This is a genomic window from Streptomyces sp. JH14 (assembly GCF_029428675.1).
GTDB lineage: Bacteria > Actinomycetota > Actinomycetes > Streptomycetales > Streptomycetaceae > Streptomyces.
This window is the reverse complement of record NZ_JAJNEL010000001.1, coordinates 173,786-199,193: the sequence shown is the minus strand read 5'-3', so window position 1 is coordinate 199,193 and position 25,408 is coordinate 173,786. Positions and strand designations below refer to the sequence as shown.

Here is a 25,408-nt window from a genome sequence, read left to right as displayed (position 1 = left end):
CCGTAGGATGCCGTGAGCAGTGTGGGCCACTGGTCGGGATCGGGAGCAGAAGCACATCGTGAGCAGCGAGAACGCAGACGCCGGACGTGAGCTGGAAGAGTCGTCCGTGTGGGATGTCGTCGTAGTCGGCGCCGGGCCGGCCGGAGCCTCCGCGGCATACGCGGCCGCAGTCGCCGGCCGACGGGTACTGCTGCTGGAAAAGGCGGAACTGCCCCGGTACAAGACCTGCGGCGGCGGCATCATCGGGTACTCCCGTGATGCGCTGCCACCCGGGTTCGAACTGCCGTTGCAGGACCGGATCCACGCGGTGACGTTCTCGCTCAACGGACGGCTGGCGCGGACCCGCCGGTCCAAGCGGATGCTCTTCGGGCTCATCAACCGGCCCGAGTTCGACGCGGGCCTGGTGGAGCAGGCGCAGAAGGCGGGCGCCGAACTGCGCACCGGAGTGACGGTGACGCGGGTCGAGCAGCACGGCGCCGCGGTCCCTGACCGGCGCACGGTCGCCGTGGTGCTGTCCGGCGGTGAGGTCGTCCTTGCCCGTGCGGTCGTCGGCGCCGACGGCAGTGCCGGGCGGATAGGCGCCCATGTCGGTGTGAAGCTCGACCAGGTGGACCTCGGCCTGGAGTCGGAGATCCCGGTGCCGGCCACGGTTGCGGAGGACTGGGCGGGCCGGGTGCTGATCGACTGGGGCCCGCTGCCCGGCAGTTACGGCTGGGTGTTCCCGAAGGGCGACACGCTGACCGTCGGTGTGATCTCGGCACGCGGTGACGGCGCAGGGACCAAGCGGTATCTCGAGGACTTCATCGCCAGGCTCGGACTCGCCGGATTCGAGCCGACGATCTCCTCCGGTCACCTCACGCGCTGCCGCAGCGACGATTCGCCGCTCTCGCGAGGGCGGGTGCTCGTCTGTGGCGACGCCGCGGGCCTGCTGGAGCCGTGGACCCGCGAGGGCATCTCGTTCGCACTGCGCTCCGGTCGGCTCGCCGGTGAGTGGGCGGTCCGTGTCGCGGAGTCGCACGACGCGGTGGACGCCCGCCGCCAGGCGCTCAACTACGCCTTCGCCATCAAGGCGGGTCTGGGCGTGGAGATGGGCGTCGGGCGGCGCATGCTGAAGCTGTTCGAACGCCGCCCGGGCCTTCTGCACGCGGTGCTGACCGGATTCCGCCCGGCCTGGACGGCGTTCGCCGGGATCACCCGGGGGACGACGTCGCTGGCCGAGCTGGTCCGTACGCATCCGCTGGCGCAGCGGGCCCTGTCGGCGATGGACCGATAGGCGGACACCGGACACCGGACACCGGGCCAGCGTCGGCGGACGGCGAGCGGGACCGAAGGGCCGGACGGGGCCGGGCCGGATGGCCGGGCCGTCGGTTGCTGGACCCGTGGTCCTGCGGGTACTGACGGCCGGGTGCGGGTGTACCGGTCCGTCAGGCCTTGAGCGTGATGCGGAAGACCGGGTGGTCGGGGGCGATGCGGCGCAGTTCCTCGGCGGACGAGTCCGGGCCGACGCCTCCGAAGAAGACGCCGACCTCCGCCTTCCAGCGCTTGAGGTAGGCGCGAAGCAGGTCGGGCTTCTCGTCGTCGGGAACTTCTGCGGCGGTGAAGGCGTCGACCTTCTTGCCGAGGTGGAGCTCGCCACCGCCGGCGGCGCGCATGTTGTGAGTCCACTGGACATGGCCACGGGGAGCGACGAGGTACTGCTGCCCGTCCACGGTCAGGAGGTTCACCGGGGTGCGGCGCCACTCGCCGCTCTTGCGGCCGCGGACCGCCAGGACCCGGGAGCCCCAGACGCTGATGCCGCGCCGGGTGATCCAGGCGACGGTGCGGTTCATGACGTTGACCGTGAACCAGCCGGGCTTCTGAACGTGCACGGACATGGGACTCCCCTTTGGAAAGTGTGAGCACTGCTCTCGCTTGAGATCAGTGTGCACGTGTGTGGTGCTCAAAAGCAAGAGCACTGCTCTCGTTATTGGTCGGTGCTCCGAGTTCGTGGCAGACTGAAGACCATGAGCGCCATCCGAGGAGCCAGGGAACGGGCCCGTGTCGAAGTCACCGCCGCGATCAAGGACGAGGCGAGAAAACAGCTCGCAGCCGATGGCGCCGCGAGACTTTCGCTGCGCGCCGTCGCCCGTGAGCTGGGCATGGTCTCGTCCGCGCTCTACCGCTACTTCCCGAGCCGTGACGAGCTGCTCACCGCCTTGATCGTGGATGCCTACGACGCCGTGGGCGAGGCCGCCGAGGCCGCCGACCGCACCGCGTGCGCCGGCCCGCCCGGACCCGCTCCGCATCTCGCGCGCTGGACCGCGGTCGCCTGTGCCGTCCGCGACTGGGCCCTGGCCCACCCCCATGAGTACGCCCTGATCTACGGTTCACCGGTGCCCGGTTACAGCGCACCCGAGGCGACGATCGGCCCCGCCTCCCGCGTCGGCCTGGTCCTCATCGCGATCGTCGGCGATGCCCACCGTACGGACGGTCTCGCCCTGCCGCAGCTCATCGCCGAACTGCGCCCCGAGGGCGAGCGGATGGCCGCCGACTTCGCCCCGGACCTCCCTCCGGCGGCCGTGGTTCCCCTGGTGGCCGCGTGGTCGCAGCTCTTCGGGCTGATCTCCTTCGAGGTCTTCGGACAGTTCCACCGGATCGTCGAGGCCCGGGAGGACTTCTTCCGGCAGGCGGTCGGCGATCTGGCGCGGCACGTCGGTCTCCTCGGCGGCCGACCCGCGCGCACGGCCGGCACCGGCACCGGCGCCTGAGCCGGCCGTACGCGCAGGCCGGCCGCCTGCGGCGGCCGGGTACTCCGCCGGGAGTACGCGTGATCACCTCGCCCGGCTGACGCCGCCGCCGGGGCCCGCGGTCTAGCGTTGCCGGTATGGAAGAGCAGCGCTCACACGGAAGCGGCGGTCCCTCCCGGGAGCAGGGCGGACCATCGCCGCGGCGGCCCTGGGCGCACGCGGGTCCCGGCGGTCCCTGGGAGCCAGGCGGGCCGTTCGAGCACGGCGGACCACTGGGCAGGCTGATGGGCATGCGCGCGCGGTCGGCCGCCCGACTGCCGTGGCCGTCCACCCTTCTGCTGGGCGCATTCGTCATGATCGGATCGTCCGTCGCGGCGCGTGGGCAGCTCGACGAGCGTGCTCCGCTGGACCTCTTCGCCCGGATCCTGCTCTTCATCGCCGTGGCCGTGCTGCTGCTGCGCCACCGCCGGCCCGTTCTGGCGGTGTTCGTCTCCTCGGCCGCGGCCACGGTTTATCTCGGGGCCGGCTATGCGTACGGCCCGGTCTTCCTGGCCGTCGCAGTCGGCTGCTTCAGTGCCGTCGTCGCGGGGCACCGGAGGGCCGCCTGGGCGGCAGTGGGCATGCTGTGGGTGGGCCATCTGCTGGTGGCGCACTGGCTCTATCCCTGGTTGCCGCCGAGCGGCGACTCCGCCGCGCCCTGGGGGCAGGAACTGGGCGTCGCCGCCTGGGTGGTGGCGATCGTCGCGGCAGCGGAGTTCGTGCGGGTGCGCCGCGAACAGTGGGCCGCGCAGCGTGCCGAACGGGAGGCCGCGGAGAAGCGGCGGGCCGACGAGGAACGGCTGCGGATGGCCCGGGAGCTCCATGACGTGCTCGCCCACAGCATCTCCGTCATCAATGTCCAGGCGGGCGTCGGACTCGCGCTCCTCGACACCGACCCCGAGCAGGCGCGCACGGCCCTCACCACCATCAAGGCCGCCAGCAAGGAGGCGCTGGGCGAGGTCCGGCAGGTCCTCGACACGCTGCGTACCCCCGGTGACGCCCCCCGGGCCCCGGCCCCCGGTCTCGACCGGCTGCCCGAACTGGTGGACCAGGCGTCGAGCGCCGGACTGATCGTCACGGTGGAGACGGACGGTATACGGAACGCCGTCCCGCCCGGTACGGATCTGGCCGCCTTCCGGATCGTGCAGGAGGCGCTCACGAATGTGGTGCGGCATTCGGGCTCGCGCAGCGCACGCGTCCGGATCGGTTACGGCACCGGCCGCATCCGGCTCCGTATCGACGACGAAGGACCCGCCACCGGCAGCGAGGCCGGAGGCAGCGGCAACGGACTGGCCGGCATGCGGGAGCGGGCCGCCGCACTGGGCGGCACGATCGAGGCGGGCCCCCGGCCCGACGGCGGCTTCCGGGTGCGGGCCGAACTTCCCCTGCACCCGGAGTCACCGGAAGGCGCCGCGCAGCACGCGACGGAGGACACTGCACAGCACGCGACGGAGGACACTGTGCACCACACGACGGAGGAGGCACCGTGATTCGCGTACTGCTCGCCGATGACCAGCTTCTGGTCCGGGCCGGCTTCCGCGCCCTGCTGGACGCCCAGCCGGACATCGAGGTGGCGGGGGAGGCCGCCGACGGCGAGGAAGCCGTACGCCTGGTGCGCGAACTGCGGCCGGACGCCGTGCTCATGGACATCCGGATGCCGCATCTCGACGGCCTCGCCGCCACCCGCACCATCACCGGGGACCCGGAGCTGAACGACGTCAAGGTGGTCATGCTCACCACCTTCGAGCTCGACGAATACGTCTTCGAGGCGATCCGTTCCGGCGCCTCCGGCTTTCTGGTCAAGGACACCGAACCGGAGGAGCTGCTGCGGGCGGTGCGGGCCGTGGTGGGCGGCGATGCCCTGCTCTCGCCAGGAGTGACCCGGCGGCTGATCGCGGAGTTCGCGGCCCGCTCCAAGGAGCCCGCGGCTGCGACCGGGCTGAGCGAACTCACCGAACGGGAGAGGGAAGTGATGGCACTGGTCGGCATCGGGCTCTCCAACGAGGAAATCGCCCGCAGACTCGTCGTCAGCCCGCTCACCGCGAAGACGCATGTCAGCCGCACCATGGTGAAACTCGGAGCCCGCGACCGGGCCCAACTCGTCGTGCTCGCCTATGAGTCGGGGCTCGTGCGACCCGGCTGGCTCGGCTGAGGCGGAGTCTGCCGGCGGAGCCGTGCCGTCGGGCCACGGCCCCGACGGGGGAATCCCCACAACACGTCGACGAGGCGGGCGACGAAGACGACGGCCGCGACAACGGCTCCGCTCGTGAACACCACGTGCTCTGCCGTGCGCGACAGATCGAGGTACACGGAGGTCGCACCGATGGCAAGGAACGCGGCCGCGGCCAGAACGGCTCCGCTGACCAGGGCGAAGCCGATCTCGACGGTCATTGCGTCCCGGTCTTCCTGGCTTCGTCGCCCCATGTCCGAAGTGTCACAGGGGCGGTGGGCCGCGGGCAAGTACGCCTCGCCGCCCACCGCCCCTTCCCCCCGCCGTTCGGCCGGCGGGGCAGCGGTTCGGCCGGTCAGTCCCGGACCGTCACCCTCTCAACGGCTGCCGCCTCGGCGGCCGCCCGGTCGCCGGCGGACGACGCGACCAGCACGGAGTGCCCCGCGGGCCTGCGGCGGAGCAACCCGGACAGGGTGATCAGCAGCCCGCCGAACGCGATCACCGTCACGACCACGAGACCGGGCCGGTAGCTGTCGAGGACCGCCTGCGGGGAGCCGTCGCCGCTGCCGTGCGCGGTGATCACCGCGGTCACGACGGCCAGGAAGATCGCCCCGCCGACCTGGATGGACGTGTTCAGCAGGCCCGACACCATGCCCTGCTCGTCGTCGTCGACGCCATTGGTGGCCTGGATGTTGAGGGACGGGAAGGTCAGTGCGCAGGCCGCGCCCAGCAGCAGCATCGACGGCAGGATGACCGCTGCGTACGACGGAGTGAGGGTGATCCGCAGGAAGAGTGCGTATCCGACGACGAGGAAGGTGAAGCCGGCCGCGATCACGCGCGGCGTCCCGAACCGGTCCACCACATCACCGATCTTCGTCGACGACAGGGCGACCAGTACGCCCGCGGGCAGGAAGGCCAGTGCCGTCTGCAGGGCCGACCAGCCGAGCAGCGACTGCATGTACTGCGTGACCAGGAACTGGAAGCCGACGTAGCTTCCGAAGAACGCCGCGGCGCCCAGTTGCGCCCTGACCTGGCTGCCCGAGCGCAGCACGCCGAGCCGGACCAGCGGGTTCGCGGTGCGCCGCTCGATGGTGACGAAGACGGTGAGCAGTACGGCGACGGCGAGGAACGACAGCAGCGTGCGGGCGGAGGCCCAGCCCGCCTCCGGGGCCTGGACGACGGTGAACACCAGTAGCAGCATGGAGGCCGTGCCGGTGACGGCGCCCGGGAGGTCGTATCCGCGATGGGTGTCCTCGCGGTCGCTGTGCGGGATCAGCCTCAGCCCTGCGACGAGGGCGATCAGTGCGATGGGGGCGGGCAGCAGCATCGTCCAGCGCCACGAGAGCTGGGTGAGCAGACCGGACAGGACCAGGCCCATGGAGAAGCCGGTGGCCGCGCAGGTGGTGTAGATGGACAGGGCGCGGTTGCGCTGTGGGCCCTCCTTGAAGGTCGTGGTGATGATCGAGAGCCCGGCCGGCGCGGTGAACGCGGCGCTCAGTCCCTTGATGAAGCGGCTCGCGATCAGGAGAGGGCCGGAGTCGACGAATCCGCCGAGCAGCGAGGCGAGGGCGAAGACGGCGAGTGCGATCAGGAAGACCCGGCGCCGGCCGAGCAGATCGGCGGCGCGGCCGCCGAGGAGTAGCAGTCCGCCGTAGCCAAGGATGTATCCGCTGACGATCCACTGAAGGGTCGAAGTGGTCAGATCGAGATCGTCGGCGATGGACGGCAGGGCGACGCCGACCATGGAGACGTCGAGGGCGTCCAGGAACATCGCGGCGCAGAGCACGAGCAGCGTGCCCCACAGGCGTGGGCTCCATCGGGCAGGGGAATCGGGGCCGTTGGGCGCAGTGGTCATAAGCAAGAAGATACATGCACATGCATTGAATGCAAGCGCATTTAATTCCGATGCAACAAACGGCCTCATCTCTGCTAACGTGCGGATATGGCAGCGAACAAGCCCGAGCGGGTGCTCGTGGAAGAGTGGCGGGACATCCTTGCGCTGCACGCCAGGACGCTCTGCGAGCTCGATCGCGCGCTGCATCGGCACGGTCTCGGCGCCAGCGACTTCGAGGTGCTCGACGTCCTGGCCGAAGGCGCGTCGCAGGGCGGCGGCGCCGCCTGTCGCGTCCAGGAACTGGCCTCCCGGGTCCATCTGAGTCAGAGTGCGCTGTCGCGGCTGATCGCCCGGCTGGAGAAGGACGACCTCGTGCGCCGCGGGATGTGCAGCGAGGACCGGCGCGGCGTCCAGGTCGAGCTGACGGCGAAGGGCCGGGCGCGTCATGCCGAGGTGAAGCCGTTGCAGCGGTCGGTGCTCGCCCGGATGCTGGACGGCGCGGCCGGCTGACCGCGGTGCGGACCGCGGCTGGGGACCACCCGGCCGTCGGTCCCGTACGTCCGTCAGGACCAGGTGACCCCGGAGTTCTCGCACCACAGGCGAGCCAGTCCCCGGTCACCTGTCACGGTGACCGCGGTGAGCGGCAGCCTGTTCCAGAGCGTCAGATAGAGCCCCTCGGCCGTCCCGCTCAGTTCGCAGTCGACGGATTCCGCCCCCTGCGAGTCGGCCTCCGGCTCGTGTACCGCCTGCGGCGGCTCGGGCGAGAGCCGTACGGTCCATGCGTCGCCCGTGTCCGTGGCGCGCACCCGCAGAGTGCGTGGTGCATCGGTGCGCACCCTGCTCTTCGGGCGGGCGTGGAGGCCGAGCAGCAGCTCGTCGATCCCGTCCAGCGCCTGCCCGGCCGCCACCGGCGAGAGCGGGCCGCCCTGCGCGGACTCGGCGTCCACCCGGTGAATCGTCGTCTCGTGCGCCTGCCGCCGTGCCCAGAACGCCAGGGGGGAGGGTGCGGGCAGAAAGGTCCAGCACTCCAGGTCTGCCGGGGCGCTCGCCAGCGCGTTCACCAGCAGACTGTGTCCCTCGCGGAACCAGTCGAGCAACTCCCCGCCGTCCAGGTCGGGTTCCCCGCCGTCCGGGTGGTACGAGGTGTGGCCGTCGGCGACGTATGCGGTGGCCCAGCGGTGCACCATGCCGGTGTGCCGGAGCAGATTGCGCACCTGCCAGCCCGGGCATGTCGGCACCGAAGCGCCAGGCCCGGCCTGCTCCGCCGCGGCGGCCAGCAAGTGGCCTGCTTCCATGAGGGACTTGACGTGGTTCGTGATCTCCATGGCGGAGATTGTGCCAGTGGCTCAGACGCCCTGGGGACGGGCGGTACGGGACCGTCCCCCGCCGCGCACCAGCCGTACGAACCAGCCGAGGGCGAGCGCCTGCACGAGGACGGACACGACGAGGGCGAGATAGAGGAACCAGGCCGGTCCGGCCGTGTCCGTTCCCCACACGGAGCCGGCGGCGAAGAACACGAACACCGTGGGCGCCGCGAGAAGGAACAGCCAGACGCCCGCGAACGAGGCGTCCTCGTGCGCGACGAACAGGGTGTCCACGGCGACGAACACCGCTGTCGCCAGGACCACCCCGAGGTAGGTCAGCGAGGCGGCGTTGCCGAAGGTCAGCCGTGCGAGCGTGCGGAGGTGCTGCGTGTTCCTGACCGGCTTGTCCATGGCCTGCTCCCCGTAGATGGTCGATATCTCCCATCGTGCGGCCGGGGAGCCGGTCCCGCCTGAGTACGCTTACTCAGACCGGCATGTGCGTCGTACGGGGATCAGACGCGGGCCGTCGCATGACGTGCCGCGTACCCCAGCGCCGCGGCCGCACCTGCCAGCACCGCCACCGTCGTGAGGGCCAACGGCAGCGAGAACCAGTCGGCCAGGAACCCGATCGCGGGCGGCCCGAGCAGCATCCCGCCGTAGCCGATCGTCGACGCCGCGGCCACTCCGCTCGGGCCGGCCAGCTCGCCGGCCCGGCCGACCGCGACAGGGAAGATGTTCGCCAGGCCGAGTCCGGCGACGGCGAAGCCGAGAAGGGCGAGCCAGGTCGTCGGTGCGAGCGATCCGAGGAGCATTCCGGCCGCGCCCGTCGCGCCGCCCGCGACGAGCGTGCGGGTCTGCCCGAGCCGTTCCAGCAGCGCGGTGCCGGTGAGCCGGCCCGCGGTCATGGCCAGGGCGAACAGGGAGTATCCGGCGGCGGCGATCCCCGGGCGGGCGTGCAGGTCCTGTTCCAGGTGGAGCGCGCTCCAGTCGGCCAGTGCGCCTTCCCCGTACGCGGTGCAGAGCGCGATCACGCCGAACAGCAGCACCACGTTGCGGGCGCGCCCGGTCATCCGGCGCGGCTGCTCGGTGCGGTCGGCCACGGACACGGTTCGAGGAGCCCGGTGCCGCAGCAGGGTCGGTCCGGCGGCGGCGGTGACGAGCAGTCCGACCCCGGTGAGGATGAGGAGGTGGGTGGCGGGGGTGAGCCCGCCGGCGACCAGTCCGCCGAGGCCGGCGCCGAGCATGCCACCGAGGCTGAACGCGGCGTGGAAGCTGGGCATCACGGGACGCCGCAGACCCGCGACCAGGTCGACCGCGGCGCTGTTCATCGCGACGTTCATCGCGCCGTACGCGGAGCCGAAGACCAGCAGGACGAGACCGAGCGAGAGCGCCGAATGCGTCTGTGCGGGCAGGGCGATGGCCAGTGAGAGCAGCACTCCGCAGACCACGGTCACGGGGTGGCTGCCGAACCGTCGGCATAGCCCGCCGGCGAGCATCATGGTGATGACCGCCCCGGCGGAGACGCCCAGCAGTGCGAGGCCGAGCGTGGAGGCGGAGGCGCCGGTCTGGTGCTTGATGGCCGGGATCCGGACCACCCACCCGGCGAAAAGGAAGCCGTCGAGGGCGAAGAACACGGTCAGCGCGGTACGGAGGCGGGCCGACGAGGGTGGGACGGTGTCTCCGTCTGGTCCCCCCGACTGGGCCGTCCGCAGTTTGTTTAGTTGCGGCACAAAAGAAGCATAGGGGCCGCCGGGCAACGGATGCAAGACGGCCGGACACCGTGGCTGCCACGACCGCAAAGGGGGTGACGGCCATGACCGGGAGAGGCGACCGCGGTGGACGCACGCGGCGATCACCATGGGCCGCGGGTGCGTCCGCCGTGGCCGGAAGCGGGCAGGAGCCCGCCACCGGGGCGTCGGCAGTCGCTCAGGATCATGGGAGACTCGCCCCCATGAACGGCAAGGCGACCACCACCCGGACGAAGCTGGAGAGGGGCCGGAGCGCGCTCGGGCCCGCGCTGGAACTGGTCCACACAGGGCGCGCACCCACGCGTGCCGTGCTCACCTCCGAGCTCGGCGTCACCCGCGCGACCGCCGGTGCGGTCGCCGCGGAACTGGAGGCGCTCGGCCTCATCCGCGTCGACTCCAGCCCCGGTTCCGCGGCGGGCTCGCAGGGCCGCCCCTCTCACCGGCTGGCCATTCGGGAGTCCGGCCCGGTCGCCATCGCCGCGCAGGTGCATGCCGACGGGTTCCGTGCCGCGCTGGTGGGCCTCGGCGGCCGCCTCGTCGCCACCGACCCCGGCTGCGTCACGGTCACCTCGGACCCGGCGCAGGTCGTGGGCGAAGTCGTCGATGCCTGCGCCCGGTTGCTGCGCGACAGCGGACTGCGCTGCGTCGGCGCGGGCCTCGCCGTCCCCTCCGCGGTGGCCGAACCGGAGGGCACCGCGCTCAACCCGCTGCACATCGCCTGGCCGGCAGGCGCCCAGGTCCGTGAGATCTTCGCCACGTGTGTACGTGAAGCAGGTATCTCCGGCCCCGCGTTCACCGGGAACGACGTCAACCTCGCCGCGCTCGCCGAGCACCGCCACGGCGCCGGCCGCGGAGCCCAGCATCTGCTCTGCGTGGCCACCGGCCACCGCGGCGTCGGCGGGGCCCTCGTGCTCGACGGCCGTCTGCACACCGGAAGTTCGGGACTGGCCCTCGAAGTCGGGCATCTCACCGTGAACCCCGAAGGACGCCCCTGTCACTGCGGCGGACGCGGCTGCCTCGACGTCGAGACCGACCCGCTCGCCTTCCTGACCGCCGCCCGCCGCACACCGGGACCGGAGGAATCCCTGCTCAAGCAGGCGAGCGACCTGCTGCGTACGGAGTACGAGGACCCGGCCGTCCGGGCCGCGGCCGAGGAGCTCATCGACCGGCTCGGCCTGGGACTGGCCGGACTGGTCAACATCCTCAACCCGGACCGCATCATCCTCGGCGGACTGCACCGCGCACTGCTCGACGCCGCCCCGGATCGGCTGCGCGCCGTCGTCGCCGACCGCAGCCTGTGGGGGCGCAGCGGCAGTGTGCCGATCCTGCCGTGCACTCTCGATCACAACAGCCTGGTCGGCGCAGCCGAACTGGCCTGGCAGCCGGTTCTCGACGACCCGCTGAGCGCACTGGCCTGAACAGGTGCCGTGGAGCGCCGGCAGGACACTCCTCGTGCCGCTGCTCCACGGCCGCCGAGCCCGCATACCGGCAGTTCCGCGTCGCGAGCTCGCCGATCGACGGCAGGATCAGGGTGTCGGCCGTTCGTACGCCGATCCCGGGCCGTCCCGTATCTGTCGCAGGTCCGCCGCCGTGCGCACGACGGCGGCGAGCGCCGGATCGGACCTGCCCGCGACGTGGTGTCACATGCTGCCCTGGCCGGCGCCCGCGTGCTGCTGGATGACCTTGGGGCTCGTGCGCACCTAAGGGCTGTCCCGTAATCCCTGGCGGGCGCACGACGACAGCTGCGGCACCTCGCCGCGTTGTCGGAACGCCCGAATACGCCCCGTACGAGGACGCCCCTCCGCCTTGCGATGCACCACATCCGACGCCGCGCGCTGATCCACCAGGGACTACGGGACAGCCCTTAGCCGCGTTCCCACAGGAGCTCCCGGGTGGCCTCGATCAGCCGGTCCGGAGTGCGCACGAGACGCACGGTACATACCAGTAGGTACAGGATCCGTGGATCTTGGCCGGCCAACGGGAGCAGCCGCCCGTACGCCGCGTACTCCCAGAGGGGTACGCACACGGCCGCTGGCCGTACGACGACTCGGACCCCCACCCGGAGCCACGCTCGGAAGCGACAGAAAACAGCACACGGGACAACCGGGCAACCGAACCCCGTACCGAGGGAGCTGACCGAGATGAACACCCTGGCGCACTCCGGCGGACCCGGACCATGGATCCTTCTCTTCCCACTGATCTGGGCGGCCGTCGCGGTCACCGTCGTCACCGTGCTGCGCCGTACCGCCCGGCGCGGTGGCCGGCGCGGCCCCTGGGGCCCGCGCACGGCACACGGCGGCCCGGACGTGCCCGTCGAGCAGTCGCCCATCACCCTGCTCGGACGCCGCTTCGCCGCGGGCGAGATCGACGAGGACGAGTACTGGCGACGACTCTCCGTCCTGGAGGAGCAGTTCGGCCGTACGGGCCGTGGCGGTGCCGCATGACCATCACGGTCCGCACCACGGCCACGTCCACCGACGCCGTCACCGCCGCCCGCGTCGTCGACGCCGTGAAGATCTACGGCAGGGGTGACACCGAGGTCAGGGCCCTGGACGGGGTGAGCGTCGACTTCCCGGCCGGCCGCTTCACCGCGATCATGGGGCCCTCCGGCTCCGGGAAGTCCACCCTGATGCACTGCGCCGCCGGACTCGACACCCTCACCTCAGGCTCCGCCTTCATCGGCGACACCGAACTCAGCGCGCTCGACGACCGCCGGCTCACCCTGTTGCGCAGGCAACGCATCGGCTTCGTCTTCCAGGCCTTCAACCTCGTCCCGACCCTCACCGTCGCCGAGAACATCACCCTCCCCATGGACCTCGCGGGTGAGCGCGGCGACGAGGAGTGGATCGACGCCCTGATCGACACCGTGGGCCTGCGGGACCGCCTGCACCACCGGCCCGCCGAACTCTCCGGCGGCCAGCAGCAGCGGGTCGCCGTGGCGCGGGCCTTCGCGGGCAGTCCCGACGTCGTCTTCGCCGACGAACCGACCGGCAACCTCGACTCCCGGTCCGGCCAGGAGGTGCTGCAACTCCTCGGCCGCACCGTCCGGCAGTCCGCCCGTACGGTGGTCATGGTCACCCATGACCCGGTCGCCGCCGCCCACGCCGACGAGGTCGTCTTCCTCGCGGACGGACGCCTCGTCGACCGGATGCAGGATCCCACCGCGGAGCGTGTACTCGACCGGCTGAAGGCCTTCGACCCCGCGCCCGGCCGGGCAGTGGTGACGCCCTGACCGGCACGCGCGCCGCTGTGCGCCTCAGCGTCTCCTCGCTCCGCGCCCACAAACGCCGGTTCGCCGGTACCGTCACCGCCGTTCTGCTCGGCGTCGCGTTCCTCGCGGGCACGCTCGTCATGGGCGACACCCTGCGGGCGAGCTTCGGCACGATGTTCGCGAACGCCGCGGCCGGCACGGACGCGGTCGTCCGCAGCACCAATGTGGTGACCGTCCCCGGTGAAGGGGCGGGCACCCGGCAGCCGGTGAGCACCGCACTGGTGAAGACGATCGAAAGGACACCGGGCGTCGCCGCAGCAGCCCCCGACATCCAGGGCGCCGGCCAGCTGATCGGCGCCGACGGCAAGCCCATCGGCGGCCAGGGCCCGCCGACCCTCGCGGGCAACTGGATCCAGGACCCGGAGCTGAATCCCTACCGGCTCGCCGCAGGACGCGTTCCGTCCGCACCCGGCGAGGTGGTCATCAACCGCGGCACCGCCGACAAGGGCGGGTTGAAGATCGGCGACTCGACCGTCCTGCGCACCCCCGACCCCGTACACGTCACGGTCGTCGGCCTGGCCACCTTCGGCGGCGAGGACGGCATGGGCCAGGTCACCTACACCGGGATGACACAGGCCGACGCCGAGAAGTACCTCACCCCGAAGCCGGGCGAGGCGTCCGGTATCCAGGTGCGTGCCACCCCCGGCACCAGCCAGCAGGAGCTCGTGGACGCACTGACTCCGGTGCTGCCCGCGAACACCGAGGCCATCACCGGCCAGGCCTCCGCCGCCGAGAACCGGAACGTGATCTCCGGAGCGTTCCTCAGTCTGTTCACCACGCTCCTGCTCGTGTTCTCCGGGATCGTCCTGCTGGTCGCCACCTTCTCCATCCACAACACGTTCGCGATCGTCGTCGCCCAGCGCACCAGGGAGAACGCCCTGCTGCGCGCCCTCGGCGCCTCCCGTCGCCAGATCCTCGGTTCGACCCTCGTCGAGGCCGGCGTGGTCGGCGTGCTCGCGTCCGCCGCCGGACTGGTCGCGGGCATCGGCATCGCCGCCGGACTGCAGGCGCTCTTCCCCGCCGTCGGCTTCCCGTTTCCCGCGGGTGCGCTCGTGATCAGCGGGGTCTCGCTCCTGCTGCCGCTCGCGGTCGGCGTCCTCGTGTGCCTCGGCTCGGCCCTGCTGCCCGCCGTCCGCGCGGGACGCACCGCGCCGCTCGCAGCCCTGCGGGAGACCGCCGTCGACGACGCGGCGGCCTCCCGGACCCGCACCGTCGCCGGCGTCGCACTGCTGCTCGCGGCGGTCGGTGCCCTCCTGACCGGCGCCCTGGCCGATCCGTCCGTCCGGCTGTCGGCCACGGGCGCGGTTCTGGCACTCGCCGCGTTCGTCGTGCTCGGCCCGGTCGCCTCCTCGTACGCCGTACGGGTTCTCGGCGCACCGCTCGACCGGCTGAGCGGTGCCACCGGCGGTCTCGCCAGGCGCAACGCCCTGCGCAGTCCGAAGCGGACCGCGGCCACCGCCACCGCGCTGATGATCGGCGTCGCGGTCGTCTCGCTCTTCACGGTTTTCGGCGCCTCGCTGAAGGCGACCATGAACCAGACGGTGGACCGCTCCTTCGCCGGTGATGTCGCCATCAGCGCGCCCACGTTCGGCGCCGGCGGCAGCGGTCTCAGCCCCGGGCTCGCCCCCGCCGTCGACCGGCTGCCCGACGTGGCGACGGCGGTCGGCCTCGGCAAGGGCGTGGCGGAAGTGAACGGGGCGGGACGTGCCCTGACCGTCACCGACGCGGCCGCGCTCGCCGAAGTCTTCGACCTCGGCAGGACCCAGGGATCGATGGACGCCCTGGGCGCGAACGGCATGGCCGTCTCCGCGACCGAGGCCGCCCACCGCGGTCTGCACACCGGCTCCACCGTCCGGCTCACCTTCACCGACGGCACGCAGCAGACCTTCACGGTCCACGCGCTCTACGACCGGTCCGAACTCGCAGGCCATTACGTCATCAGCCGGCAGGCCTGGGCGCCGCACCGCGCACAGGACTCCGACACGCTGATCGCCGTGTCATTCAAGGACGGGGTGTCCATCGCCGACGGCAAGGACGCGGTCGAGAAGACCGCGGCGGCGTACGGCAGTCCGGACGTGCAGACCCGTGGTGAGTACGCGCAGTCCTCGGCCGGCCCCATCGACATGATGCTCACCCTGGTCTACGCCCTGCTGGCGCTCGCCGTACTGATCGCGCTCCTCGGCATCGCCAACACCCTCACCCTGGCCATCCACGAACGCACGAGGGAACTGGGCCTGTTGCGGGCCGTCGGCCAGACCCGGCGTCAGCTGCGGACCATGGTCCGCTGGGAGTCGGTCCTGGTCGCCGCGTTCGGCACGGCAGGAGGCCTGCTGCTCGGCGGCTTCCTCGGCTGGGTGCTGGTCAAGGCGTCGGAAAGCGCGGGCGAAACCCCGTTCGCCTTCGCGCTGCCGCCGACGCGGCTCCTGGCGGTCGCCCTGGTGGGGATCGCCGCCGGTGCGCTGGCGGGCTGGCGGCCGGCGCGGCGTGCGGCACGTCTGGACGTGCTCCGCGCGATCGCCGCCGATTAGGACCTCGTGTCGGCCGTCGACGACAGGCGGGGCGCCTCCGGGCGTCCCGCTCTCCGTCCGTCCAGGGCCTTTCGTTCGGATCGGGCCCGCTGCGGGGGAGCTGCTGCCACCGTGGTGCGTGCAACTGCATGGCGGGAGGGACGACTTGAGAGCCCTCAGCCCACCGCGGCCGACCGTGCGTCGGTGTGGGCCACCTTCTCCAGGGACGGAGGATCGACATCGCCGAACGGCCCGTCAGTTGTTGCCCCGTACACCGAATGCAGGGGAAGCTCGGCGAACAGTGAAGGCGCCGGCAGTGTGAACCAGACGACCTTCCCGGCCCCGCCCCGTGGCCGGACCCCCCAGCTCTCGCTCACCGCGGCGATCAGCGCCAGGCCGCGCCCGGAGGTGCTGGACGCGTCGGGATCACACACGGTCGGCAGCCGTGGGTCATGGTCGTGGACGGAGACCGTCAGCCGGTCGAGCAGCAACTCGATCTCGACGGTGCACGTTTTGTCCGGCTGTGCATGCCGGTGGACATTGGTCAGCAGTTCGGTGACGCCGAGCGCTGCCTGGTCGATCAGAGGATCCAGACGCCAGTAGCGCAATTGCGCCGCGATGATTCTGCGGACTTGACCGATCCGCGACGGCAGGGCCTGGAGCTCCACCGTGCAGTGCCTGCTTGGCTCGCTGATCACGGCTGCGACTCCCCGAAATAGGTCCGGAAGAAGACGGCGGAACGGAGTCGGCGGACGGCCGGCTTCCTGATTCCTGTTCCGGCGGACTGGATCGCAGTGTCACCGCCGGTAAACCATGAGTGACGTGAGACCAATGTCGCTCAGGGGGTACGCCTCCGCAACTTAGGGTGTTCCATCGGTGCCGCTCCGCAGTCCTGCCCGGCCGGGCCCGCGAGACCGGCGCGGCGCGGCTGCCCTCGCGATGCCCGTGACCCGGCCTGCGGCGTCGGCCCGACGGAGCCGGCCCGCGAGGTCAACTCAGCCGGGCGCCCGCGCTGCGCAGCGCTTCCAGGAAGCGGCGCGACGGTCCCTCGCGGTCCGGCCCGCGCTGCCCCATCGTCAGCCGATAGCGCGTCCCGTTGAACCGTGCCACCGCGGCGTTCGCACCGGCGAACCACGGTCTGCCCGCACTGACCGTCCCCACCGGAGCGCTGTCGATCTCCCGGCCGTAACTGGTCAGCAGGGCCACCCGGCCGTCCTTGACGACGACCTGCCCGGCCCTCGTGAGCGAGCGGGCCCACCGCTCGATCCGTACCCCCGTCGCACTGAACTCCGTTTCCGGCATGGTTGCTTCGCCCCCTTCGTCACGCTTCCGACGGCCAGTCTGCATGCGCCGCGACCGGCGCACCAGACCGGATCCGGACCGGATCCTGCAGGTGCGCCACGGTGAACGGCGGCCGCCGGGACCGCTGAGGCCAAGGCAGCGCTATGGATCCCCAAAGTCAACGTTTGCGCAGGTGGGGGGCATATCGTTGAGCTGCAGAGTCCGGCGGTCCGAAGGCCCGGCCGTTCGGCCATCGAGGTGACGACGAGCAGGAGCGTGCTGATGGACACCAGTGAGCACAGGCGCGGCGGTGCGGTCGTGGGGACCGTCGACATCGACCGCTCCGACCCCGAGTACCGCGCCTGGCTGAAGGAGGCCGTGCGCAAGGTCCAGGCCGACGCCAACCGCTCCGCCGACACGCATCTGCTGCGTTTCCCGCTGCCCGAGGACTGGGGGATCGACCTCTACCTCAAGGACGAGTCGACGCACCCCACGGGCAGTCTCAAGCACCGGCTGGCCCGTTCGCTCTTCCTCTACGGGCTCTGCAACGGCTGGATCCGGCCGGGCAAACCGGTGATCGAGGCGTCCAGCGGATCGACGGCCGTCTCGGAGGCGTACTTCGCGAAGCTGATCGGTGTGCCGTTCATCGCCGTGATGCCGCACACCACCAGCCCCGAGAAGTGCCGGCTGATCGAATTCCACGGCGGCCAGTGCCACTTCGTCGACGACGCCCAGAAGCTGTACGCGGAGTCGGCCAGACTCGCCGCCGAGTCCGGCGGTCACTACATGGACCAGTTCACCTACGCGGAGCGGGCCACCGACTGGCGCGGGAACAACAACATCGCCGAGTCGATCTACCAGCAGCTGCGGCTGGAGCGCTACCCCGAACCCACGTGGATCGTCGCCACCGCCGGGACCGGCGGCACTTCCGCGACCATCGCCCGCTATGTGCACTACATGCAGTACGACACCCGGATCTGTGTGCCCGACCCGGAGAACTCCTGTTTCTTCGACGGCTGGACCCACCACAACGCCCTCGCCACCAGCGACTGCGGCTCACGCATCGAGGGGATCGGCCGTCCCCGGATGGAGCCGAGCTTCGTGCCCGGCGCCATCGACCGGATGATGAAGGTGCCCGACGCCGCCACGGTCGCCACCGTACGCGCCCTGGAACAGGCCATCGGCCGCAAGGCGGGCGGCTCCACCGGCACCGGGCTGTGGAGTGCGTTCAAACTCGTCGCCGAAATGGTGGAGGAGGGCCGCACCGGCAGCATCGTCACACTGCTCTGCGACCCGGGCGACCGCTACCTCGACAAGTACTACTCCGACAGCTGGCTCGCCGAACAGGGCCTCGACATCGCTCCGTACGCCGCGACGATCGAGCACTTCCTGGCCACCGGCAACTGGCCCCGCTGAGGCCCGTTCGCCGTCCGCGGCACACGGCTCAGGCCGAGGCCCCGGCCAGACGTGTGCCGAGCCGGCGCACCGCGTTCCGGAACGACCGGCCCAGCGCCGGCCGGACCAGTCGCACGGCGAACCGGAACGGCGCGGGTCCGTCGGTGGCGAAGGTCCACTGCACCCGGGTGCCGGTCCTGGTCGGGCTGAGCCGCCACTCCTCCAACAGTGCTTGCACGGCAGGTGCATTGGTCTCGTCGACCCGGTAGGCATACCGCTCGCCCGGCTCCGTCGAGAGAACCGTCTCCTGGAACAGGGTGCCGCCCCTGAGCCGGATCTCGCGGCCCGCGCCCGCCGTGGTGGGGCGGGCCGACGTCACCGCGGTGAACCAGCCAGGCCACCCCTCGACGTCCTCGGCGAGCGCGCGGTACACCGCCTCGGCGGGCGCGGACACCTCGGCGGCGAACACCAGCCGCAGCGGAGCGGCCCGGACGAAGTCGAGATCCACGGAGCGCAGCCGACGTGCCATGGGACGCACCTCCTGTGCGATCGGCAGCGGACGCACCTGTCCGCGAGGAGCCACACCTTAGCTGTCATGCCGTCAGATGTCCGTACCCGTACGTGCTACGGGTACGGCTGCACCGGGCTGTCCAGGAGACCGTCCAGCACCCGGCCGAAGACCCGGCGGCCCGCGCCGGAGATCAGCGCGTCTCCCCACTGCGGCAGCAGCCGGATGCGGAGCTCCTCCACCCACACCACATGGGATCCGCACTCCGTCGGGTAGACATCGATCGACGCCCGGCCCAGTACCACCGAACCGCGCTTCTCCAGCCGGCAGAGCCCGGCCCGGCCGGCCGCGGGCGGTGTCCAGCGCACCACTTCCATCGGATCGTCGAAGCCCAGCGGGCCCAGCCCGGTGCGGGCCACGAAGACGGTCCCGATTCCGCTGGGCAGCCCTGCCGGGACACTGATCCGGGTGAGCGGGACATGAGCGGCGTGCCGTTCCCAGTCGGTCACCCGTCGCCAGGACTCGGCGGCGGGCAGGGGGCTGAATCGCTCGATGCGGAAGATGGCCACAGCGCGATCCTAGGACGTGACGGGCGCGGCGTGAGCTGAGCGGAATGTGCGGCCGGCGCTGCGCCGGCCGCTGCTCAGCCGTCCGAGGGCTCGTCGTGCGCGGCAGCGCCCGCCACCACCAGGCCCGGCAGATGTTCCTCGATCTCCTCGCGGGCCCCGGCCGACAGCCCGGAATCGGTGACGAACATGTCCACCTGCTCCAGCGTCGCGAACGAACTCAGGCCCACGGTGCCCCACTTGGTGTGGTCGGCGACGACCACCACCCGCCGCGCCGAGTGCACGAAACGCCGGTTGGTCTCGGCCTCCGCCAGATTCGGCGTCGACAGCCCGGCCTCGACCGAGATCCCGTGCACCCCGAGGAACAGGACGTCGAAGTGGAGCGAACCGATCGCCTGATCGGCGACCGGGCCGACCAGCGAGTCCGACGGAGTCCGTACCCCACCGGTGAGCACCACCGTGGCGGCGCCGGCCCGCGGTCCGCCGGTCACCGCCGAACGCTGGGCGGTGTGGAACACGTCGGCGACCCGCACCGAGTTCGTCACGACCGTCAACTCGGGTACGTCCAGTAGATGCTGGGCCAGCGCGTAAGTCGTCGTGCCACCGGAGAGCGCGATCGCGCTGCCGGGCACGGCCATGGCCGCGGCCGCCCGCGCGATGTCCTCCTTGGCGGAGAGCTCCAGCGCCGACTTCGCCTCGAAGCCGGGCTCATGGGTGCTCGCCTCGACGACGGGCACCGCCCCGCCGTGCACCTTCTCGATGACACCCTGGCGGGCGAGCGCGTCCAGATCGCGGCGGACGGTCATGTCGGAGACGTTCAGCCTGCGGGTCAGCTCATTGACCCTGACCCCGCCGCGCCTGCGCACCTCGTCGAGGATCAGGGCGCGCCGCTGCTCCGCGAGGAGGTTCTGATTCTCGCTCAACGCCGGGTCCGGTCCTTCCGTCTGGCCGCACAACAGTCTGTCGGACGGGGTCATCCTGCCACGCAGCTCCGTGCGGCGCCGCACTGGGGAGATTCGGTGAGACGGGTGCCCTCGCGGCCGCTGTTCCGCGATTCTGGTGACAGGGCATCAGCATGCCGCCCCTGATCCTCGAAAATCATGGGTAATGCCCGTAATGCCGAGAGCGCGAGAGAGCGAGTCACCCACGTGCCCCCTGTCACCCAGGCCCCGCAGAGCACGGGGGCCGCGCTGGAACTGCTCGTCCACGGAGTCGGTGGAGCCACCCCCCAGGGCATGCTCGACGATCCCCGGATCACCCGGGTCACCGGTGATGCGACGGCCGCCGTCTACCGGCGCACCGGGGACATCGACGCCGAGCAGCACCCCGAGCGGTACCGGGCCCGGCCCATCGAGGAGGCCTACTGCTGGTCCAACCTCACCTCCGGCAACGGCTCCCGCGCGCTCTGGCTGCTGCTCCTCCCGTTCATGGTGGTCAACCTCGCCCACTGGATGCGGCCCACCGCCAGGGGCCGCACCCGCGCGGTACGGCTCTACGGCGTACTCGTGCGGCTCGTCGCGCTCAGTCTCACCGTGCTGCTGACCGCCGCGGCCTGCGAGGTCGCACTCGACCTGGTGGCCTGGCAGTGTGCGGGCGTACCCGACTGCTCGAACCAGCGGTCCTGGCTCGGTTTCCTGTCGACGGCGCAGGGCGGCTGGTGGTCGCAGCCGGGCCGCCGGCTCGCGCTCGCCGCGGTGGTGCCGACGGCGCTGGTGGGGCTGCTCTGGTACCTCTCCAACCGGACCTGGAGCGCCTACGAGTCGCAGCGCCCGCTCACCGGCGCGGAGCCGGACGACGGCGATGCTCCCGACGACCCCACGACCGACGACCCGGCGACCGACGACCGCACCGCCGGTGGAGGCGACCCCGGCCCCGCTCCCACCGCAGTCGTCCGCCCCGCCCTCGGCCGACCCGGCTTCTGGTACGGCCGACGGCTGGTCGCCCGGCTGCGGGCCGCGCACACCGCCGCCGGCTTCCTGACCGTGGCGGCGGCCGTCGCCGGCGCCGCGGCCCGGCACGACCGCGCCGCCACCGGCCCCGTACCCGGCTTCCTCGGCAGTCTGATCGAGGCAATGCTCGTGCTGGGCACGCTCGTTGTGCTCTGGGTGGTGTGCCGTCGAGGCCGCAGCGAGCGCCGGCTCGACAACCGGCTCGACAGGGCCCTCATCAGCTGGCTGCCCGGCGCCGCCCTCGCCCTGCTCGTCCTTGCCGCCGTGTACGCCGCCTGGTCCCGTCCCGGCTGGGTCTCCGAAGGCTCACTCCCCGGAGATGTCACGTTCCGCGTCCTCACCGTGGGCCAGGGGGCTCTCGTGGTCGTCCTCGCGGCGGTGGCGCTCGGCCTGTACCGGCGGACACCCGAGCCGCGCACGGTCCTGTACGGACTCGGCGGCCCCGCGGTCGCGATGCTCGCCTGCGCCCTCGGCGGCGTCATGTCCGGCGGGGTCGCCCAGCGCGTCGCCGACTGGCTCGACGGCTCCGGCACCCCCGGCATGGGCCGGGCGCCCGTCATCGAAGGGCCGCCGGTGCTGCTCAGCTGGCAGGCTTCCGTCATCCCCGTGCTCCTGGTGCTGCTGGTGGTCCCCGCCGCCGTGCTGGGCGTCCGCACCTGGCTCGCCGCCCGCGCCCTGGAGCCCGAGGTCGACCAGGAGTACGGGCAGAAGTGGCCGGACGCCGCTCGCACCCGGCAGATCGCCAGGACCCGGGCCACGGCCGCCCTGACCGACTCGGCACCCTGGCTGCTCGGCCTGGTCTCCGGCGCCACCCTGCTGCTCGGCGCGGGGGCCGTCGCCGGAGCGTGGGTGAGCGGACAGGTGCCGGGACGGGCGATGGACGGTGCGGGACCGTTCATCGAATCGGTGGCGGAGGCAGCCCAGTCGACCGGGTCCTGGATGGTCGGCTTCGGCTTCATCCTCTTCGTCACCTGGGGGCGGCGCGCCTATCGCGATGCGTCCGCGCGGCGCACCATCGGCATCCTCTGGGACGTCGGTACGTTCTGGCCGCGCGCCGCTCACCCCTTCGCGCCGCCGTGCTACGCCGAGCGTGCCGTCCCCGACCTGGCGTCCCGGATGTCCGGCTGGACCGGCCTCACCCGCGGCAGACTGGTCATCTCGGGCCACTCCCAGGGCAGCGTCCTCGCGGCGTCCGCGGTCTGGCAGCTGCCCGCCGAGACCCGCGGGCGGGTCGCCCTGCTCACCTACGGCTCGCCGATCGAGCGGCTGTACGGGCGCTGGTTCCCGGCCTACTTCGGTCCAGGACCGCTGCGCGGACTGCACCGGTCCGTGCACTGCTGGCGCAACCTGTGGCGGGCAACCGACCCCATCGGCGGCCGGGTCCGGCTCGATGACGGGCCCGGGCCCGAGGTGGACCGGGGCCCCCTGCGGGACCCGCTGGTCTACCGGCGTACGCCGGAACACCCGCTTCCCGAACCGGTTCTGGGACACTCGGACTACCAGGCCGACCCGGTCTTCGCCGAGGAGCGCGCCGCACTGCTCGCCCGGCTCGGACCGGTCGTGCCCCGCCAGGGCGACGGGGGCACCGAGGAGACTCAGGGGAGCTCCGGCAGGTCCTCCGGGTAGAGGAGCGTGAGGTCGTCCGTGCTCGCCTCGGCGAGCTGGGCGACCCGGCCCGCATGCCGCTCGACCATCGACTCGAAGGTCTGACGGGCCGTCCGGCCGTTGCCGAACGCAGGGCCCTTGGGCAGCTCGGTGAAGTACTTGAGCAGCGCGTCCCCGGTGCCCTCGGCCAGGCTGTACTCGTGTTCCTCCGCCTGCTGATCGACGATCCGCAGCAGTTCGCCGGGCTCGTAGTCGCTGAAGGTGATGGTCCGTGAGAACCGGGACGCCACACCGGGGTTGACGGTGAGGAACCGCTCCATCTCCCGGGTGTAGCCGGCCACGATGACGACCACCGCGTCCCGGTGGTCCTCCATCAGCTTCACGAGCGTGTCGATCGCCTCGCGGCCGAAGTCCCGGCCCGAGTCCTCCGGCGACAGCGCGTACGCCTCGTCGACGAACAGCACCCCGCCGCGCGCCCGGTCGAAGGCCTCCTGGGTGCGGATGGCGGTCGATCCGATGTGCTCACCGACCAGGTCGACCCGGGACACCTCGACGAGATGCCCGCGCTCCAGCACGCCGAGCGAGGCGAGGATCTCGCCGTACAGCCGGGCCACCGTCGTCTTGCCGGTGCCGGGGGAGCCGGTGAAGACGAGATGGCGCCGCACCGAAGCGGCTTTGAGGCCGGCCTCCAGACGGCGGCGGCCCACCTCGATCATGTCGGTGAGGGCCCGCACCTCACGCTTGACGCTGTCCAGGCCCACCAGCGCGTCGAGTTCACCGAGAACGGCGCCCGATGTGCGTACCGGCTCGGTGGGCACCTCGACGGCGGTGGGCACGACCGCACGCTGCGTGGGTACCCCACCGAGCAGTCCGGGGGCCGTCTCGGTCGCCGTGACCACCGTGGGCGGCGGGGGAGGAGGAGTGCGCAGCCCGCTCTCGTCGCTGGTGCAGCCCTCCACGACCGGGCCCGTCCCCTGCCCGTCGCCGTGCGAGCCGCCTTCGGCGAACTCGTAGCCCCCGCGGGCGCACCGCTCCGTGCGGCACCGGGTCAGCGTCGTACGGCAGCCGTCCATCACATGGAAGCCGTAGCCGTCACTGCCGGTGACCCGGCAGCTGTGGAAGGTGCCGCGGCCCTCGGCGGAGACATAGAAACCGGCCTCGGCGGGCGAGGTGACCGTGCAGCGCTCGATGGTCGGGTCGGCGCCCTTGGTGACGATGACGCCGGTCTGCGCCGCGTCGATGGTGCAGTTGTTCAACGTGCCGCCGCTGCCGTGGTCACGGAACCAGGCACCGGTCGACGCCTCGCGGATCCGGCAGTCGTCGAGCTGCGCGGTCGCCCCGTCACTCACCGACACCGCCGTGTTGCGGACCTGGGTGAGATCACTGTCGACGACGTCGGCGCGCGAGCCCCGGTCGAGGACGAAGATCGCGTCCGGCACGTCATGGACCCGGCAGGAGTCCAGTATCACGGTCGCCCCGTCGCTCACCCAGACCGCCGGGTAATCGCCGGTACTGTCGTGGATCTCGCACTGGTTGGCATCGACCCGGGTGCCCGGGTCCCACACCGAGAGGCCGTTGCGGCCGAATCGGCGCACCGTGGAGCGGGTCAGCGTGAGAACCGAACGCGAGCGCAGATCCACCGCGTTCTCCGGGATGTCATGGATGTCGCAGTCGGCGAGCGTCAGCACCGCGTCGGTGTCGAGCGTGACCCCGTCGGACGAAGTGCGGTGCACCGTGCAGTCGGTGAGATGGGCCGAGGCGCGAGCGGTCACCTGTATGCCGCTGCCCTTGATCTCGTACACCTCGCAGCCGACGCCCTCCAGACCGCTGCCCTCACCGGTGACGCTCAGCCCCGCGCCCGAGGTGTGATGGATCCGGCAGCGCTCGAGCCGTGGATGCGCCCCGTCGCGTACGGCGACACCGGACTGTCCGGCCGAGACGATCTCGCACTCCTCGAACACCCCGCCCGCACCCTCGAGTACGGCGATGCCGACACCGGCGGGATTGTCGACCGTGCAGCGGCGCACGCTGGGGCGGGCCGCCCCGCGCACCTCGATCCCGGCGGCGGAGCGCGTCACGATCCGCAGATCCGCCAGTTCCGGAGCGCCGTCCTCGATGAGTACCGCGGGGGCCGCCGAGTCCTGGCCCTCCACATGCAGATCCTGGACGACGGCGGAGGCGCGGACCGTCAGTGGAACGCCGTCGACCGGGGCGATCCGCACGGAACCGACGGAGCCCTCGGGGCCGCGCAGTGTCACCGCGCGGTGCAGGACCAGATTCTCCCGGTAGGTGCCCGGCGCGACGGTGAGGACATCACCGTCCGCCGCGGCCTCGAGGGCTGCGGTGAGGGAGGCGTATTCGCCCGTGCGGCGCCGCCACCGCGATGTGCCGGTGTGCGTCACCTGGACCGTGCCCTGTGCCATGGCGCTGCTGTGCCCCCACCTCGTGCGTGTGTGATGCCCTGACCACCGGCCTTGCGGCAGCGGTCATTCCGGGTCCGCCCGC

The 25,408-nt window shown here is 71.8% G+C and carries 23 protein-coding genes; 11 read left to right on the top strand and 12 right to left on the bottom strand.

Translation table 11 applies throughout. The annotated features are described in order from the left end of the window. The first annotated feature begins 58 nt into the window (after positions 1 to 58). Entirely contained in the window at positions 59 to 1,273 is a 1,215-nt protein-coding gene (locus tag LRD69_RS00895) for a geranylgeranyl reductase family protein (RefSeq protein ID WP_277324613.1), read from the top strand. A gap of 151 nt (positions 1,274 to 1,424) precedes the next feature. Here LRD69_RS00895 and LRD69_RS00890 read toward each other — a convergent pair whose 3' ends face one another. Then, complete coding sequence (locus LRD69_RS00890) at positions 1,425 to 1,874, bottom strand: nitroreductase family deazaflavin-dependent oxidoreductase (protein WP_277324612.1); 450 nt, start codon at positions 1,872 to 1,874, stop codon at positions 1,425 to 1,427. A 129-nt stretch (positions 1,875 to 2,003) separates the two neighbouring features. On the opposite strand from LRD69_RS00890, the gene LRD69_RS00885 reads away from it, so the two are divergent. The 3 genes from LRD69_RS00885 (at position 2,004) to LRD69_RS00875 (ending at position 4,917) form a co-directional block, all read left to right on the top strand. Beyond that, a complete protein-coding gene (locus tag LRD69_RS00885; protein WP_277324611.1) occupies positions 2,004 to 2,747 on the top strand; it encodes a TetR/AcrR family transcriptional regulator in 744 nt (247 codons plus the stop codon). Positions 2,748 to 3,010: 263 nt separating this feature from the next. Then, positions 3,011 to 4,255 (top strand): sensor histidine kinase, encoded by a 1,245-nt coding sequence (locus tag LRD69_RS00880; RefSeq protein WP_277329581.1) that lies wholly within the window; start codon positions 3,011 to 3,013, stop codon positions 4,253 to 4,255. Continuing rightward, complete coding sequence (locus LRD69_RS00875) at positions 4,252 to 4,917, top strand: response regulator transcription factor (protein ID WP_277324610.1); 666 nt, start codon at positions 4,252 to 4,254, stop codon at positions 4,915 to 4,917. The genes LRD69_RS00880 and LRD69_RS00875 overlap by 4 nt, the downstream gene beginning before the upstream one ends. Here LRD69_RS00875 and LRD69_RS00870 read toward each other — a convergent pair. Together LRD69_RS00870 and LRD69_RS00865 are read right to left on the bottom strand one after the other, a co-directional pair. Then, positions 4,878 to 5,189, bottom strand: a complete 312-nt coding sequence (locus LRD69_RS00870) for a DUF6332 family protein (RefSeq protein ID WP_277324609.1) — start codon at positions 5,187 to 5,189, stop codon at positions 4,878 to 4,880. The two genes, LRD69_RS00875 and LRD69_RS00870, sit on opposite strands and share 40 nt — an antisense overlap. A 101-nt stretch (positions 5,190 to 5,290) precedes the next feature. Beyond that, on the bottom strand, positions 5,291 to 6,790 hold the full coding sequence (locus tag LRD69_RS00865) for an MFS transporter (RefSeq protein ID WP_277324608.1): 1,500 nt from the start codon (positions 6,788 to 6,790) through the stop codon (positions 5,291 to 5,293). Positions 6,791 to 6,877: 87 nt separating this feature from the next. Between LRD69_RS00865 and LRD69_RS00860 the strand changes: the two genes are divergently transcribed. After that, positions 6,878 to 7,279: a MarR family transcriptional regulator gene (locus tag LRD69_RS00860; protein ID WP_277324607.1), complete on the top strand. Its 402-nt coding sequence runs from the start codon at positions 6,878 to 6,880 to the stop codon at positions 7,277 to 7,279. A gap of 53 nt (positions 7,280 to 7,332) precedes the next feature. Here LRD69_RS00860 and LRD69_RS00855 read toward each other — a convergent pair whose 3' ends face one another. The 3 genes from LRD69_RS00855 to LRD69_RS00845 all read right to left on the bottom strand — a co-directional run bounded on the left by LRD69_RS00855 (position 7,333) and on the right by LRD69_RS00845 (position 9,803). Further along, on the bottom strand, positions 7,333 to 8,094 hold the full coding sequence (locus LRD69_RS00855) for a maleylpyruvate isomerase family mycothiol-dependent enzyme (RefSeq protein WP_277324606.1): 762 nt from the start codon (positions 8,092 to 8,094) through the stop codon (positions 7,333 to 7,335). Between the two features lie 21 nt (positions 8,095 to 8,115). Continuing rightward, positions 8,116 to 8,484: a hypothetical protein gene (locus LRD69_RS00850; protein WP_277324605.1), complete on the bottom strand. Its 369-nt coding sequence runs from the start codon at positions 8,482 to 8,484 to the stop codon at positions 8,116 to 8,118. A 101-nt stretch (positions 8,485 to 8,585) separates the two neighbouring features. Further along, positions 8,586 to 9,803, bottom strand: coding sequence for an MFS transporter (locus LRD69_RS00845; RefSeq protein WP_277324604.1), 1,218 nt, complete (start codon positions 9,801 to 9,803; stop codon positions 8,586 to 8,588). Positions 9,804 to 10,024: 221 nt separating this feature from the next. Here LRD69_RS00845 and LRD69_RS00840 point away from each other — a divergent pair, with 221 nt between their 5' ends. The 4 genes from LRD69_RS00840 (at position 10,025) to LRD69_RS00825 (ending at position 15,620) form a co-directional block, all read left to right on the top strand. Continuing rightward, positions 10,025 to 11,239, top strand: a complete 1,215-nt coding sequence (locus tag LRD69_RS00840) for an ROK family protein (RefSeq protein WP_277324603.1) — start codon at positions 10,025 to 10,027, stop codon at positions 11,237 to 11,239. Positions 11,240 to 11,962: 723 nt separating this feature from the next. Continuing rightward, positions 11,963 to 12,265, top strand: a complete 303-nt coding sequence (locus tag LRD69_RS00835) for an SHOCT domain-containing protein (protein ID WP_277324602.1) — start codon at positions 11,963 to 11,965, stop codon at positions 12,263 to 12,265. Next, positions 12,262 to 13,053 carry an ABC transporter ATP-binding protein gene (locus LRD69_RS00830; protein ID WP_277324601.1) on the top strand — a complete coding sequence of 264 codons (792 nt, stop codon included), beginning with the start codon at positions 12,262 to 12,264 and terminating at the stop codon, positions 13,051 to 13,053. The genes LRD69_RS00835 and LRD69_RS00830 overlap by 4 nt, the downstream gene beginning before the upstream one ends. Next, positions 13,050 to 15,620 carry an ABC transporter permease gene (locus tag LRD69_RS00825; protein ID WP_277329580.1) on the top strand — a complete coding sequence of 857 codons (2,571 nt, stop codon included), beginning with the start codon at positions 13,050 to 13,052 and terminating at the stop codon, positions 15,618 to 15,620. Before LRD69_RS00830 ends, LRD69_RS00825 begins: the two co-directional genes overlap by 4 nt. 155 nt (positions 15,621 to 15,775) lie before the next feature. Here LRD69_RS00825 and LRD69_RS00820 read toward each other — a convergent pair whose 3' ends face one another. Together LRD69_RS00820 and LRD69_RS00815 are read right to left on the bottom strand one after the other, a co-directional pair. Continuing rightward, entirely contained in the window at positions 15,776 to 16,297 is a 522-nt protein-coding gene (locus LRD69_RS00820; protein ID WP_277324600.1) for an ATP-binding protein, read from the bottom strand. Between the two features lie 292 nt (positions 16,298 to 16,589). Next, the gene (locus tag LRD69_RS00815; RefSeq protein WP_277324599.1) at positions 16,590 to 16,901 is read right to left on the bottom strand and encodes a hypothetical protein; all 312 of its coding nucleotides are present in this window, start codon (positions 16,899 to 16,901) and stop codon (positions 16,590 to 16,592) included. A gap of 261 nt (positions 16,902 to 17,162) precedes the next feature. Between LRD69_RS00815 and LRD69_RS00810 the strand changes: the two genes are divergently transcribed. After that, the gene (locus LRD69_RS00810) at positions 17,163 to 18,296 is read left to right on the top strand and encodes a PLP-dependent cysteine synthase family protein (RefSeq protein WP_277324598.1); all 1,134 of its coding nucleotides are present in this window, start codon (positions 17,163 to 17,165) and stop codon (positions 18,294 to 18,296) included. 28 nt (positions 18,297 to 18,324) lie between these two features. Here LRD69_RS00810 and LRD69_RS00805 read toward each other — a convergent pair whose 3' ends face one another. From LRD69_RS00805 to LRD69_RS00795, 3 genes are all read right to left on the bottom strand, one after another. Next, positions 18,325 to 18,804: an SRPBCC family protein gene (locus tag LRD69_RS00805; protein WP_277324597.1), complete on the bottom strand. Its 480-nt coding sequence runs from the start codon at positions 18,802 to 18,804 to the stop codon at positions 18,325 to 18,327. Positions 18,805 to 18,899: 95 nt separating this feature from the next. Then, a complete protein-coding gene (locus LRD69_RS00800) occupies positions 18,900 to 19,352 on the bottom strand; it encodes an SRPBCC family protein (protein WP_277324596.1) in 453 nt (150 codons plus the stop codon). Between the two features lie 74 nt (positions 19,353 to 19,426). After that, entirely contained in the window at positions 19,427 to 20,272 is an 846-nt protein-coding gene (locus LRD69_RS00795) for a DeoR/GlpR family DNA-binding transcription regulator (protein ID WP_277324595.1), read from the bottom strand. A 225-nt stretch (positions 20,273 to 20,497) separates the two neighbouring features. On the opposite strand from LRD69_RS00795, the gene LRD69_RS00790 reads away from it, so the two are divergent. Further along, a complete protein-coding gene (locus LRD69_RS00790) occupies positions 20,498 to 22,924 on the top strand; it encodes a hypothetical protein (RefSeq protein WP_277324594.1) in 2,427 nt (808 codons plus the stop codon). Here the strand turns inward: LRD69_RS00790 and LRD69_RS00785 are convergent. Continuing rightward, positions 22,894 to 25,326, bottom strand: coding sequence for a right-handed parallel beta-helix repeat-containing protein (locus LRD69_RS00785; RefSeq protein WP_277324593.1), 2,433 nt, complete (start codon positions 25,324 to 25,326; stop codon positions 22,894 to 22,896). The two genes, LRD69_RS00790 and LRD69_RS00785, sit on opposite strands and share 31 nt — an antisense overlap. Between the last annotated feature and the right edge of the window lie 82 nt (positions 25,327 to 25,408).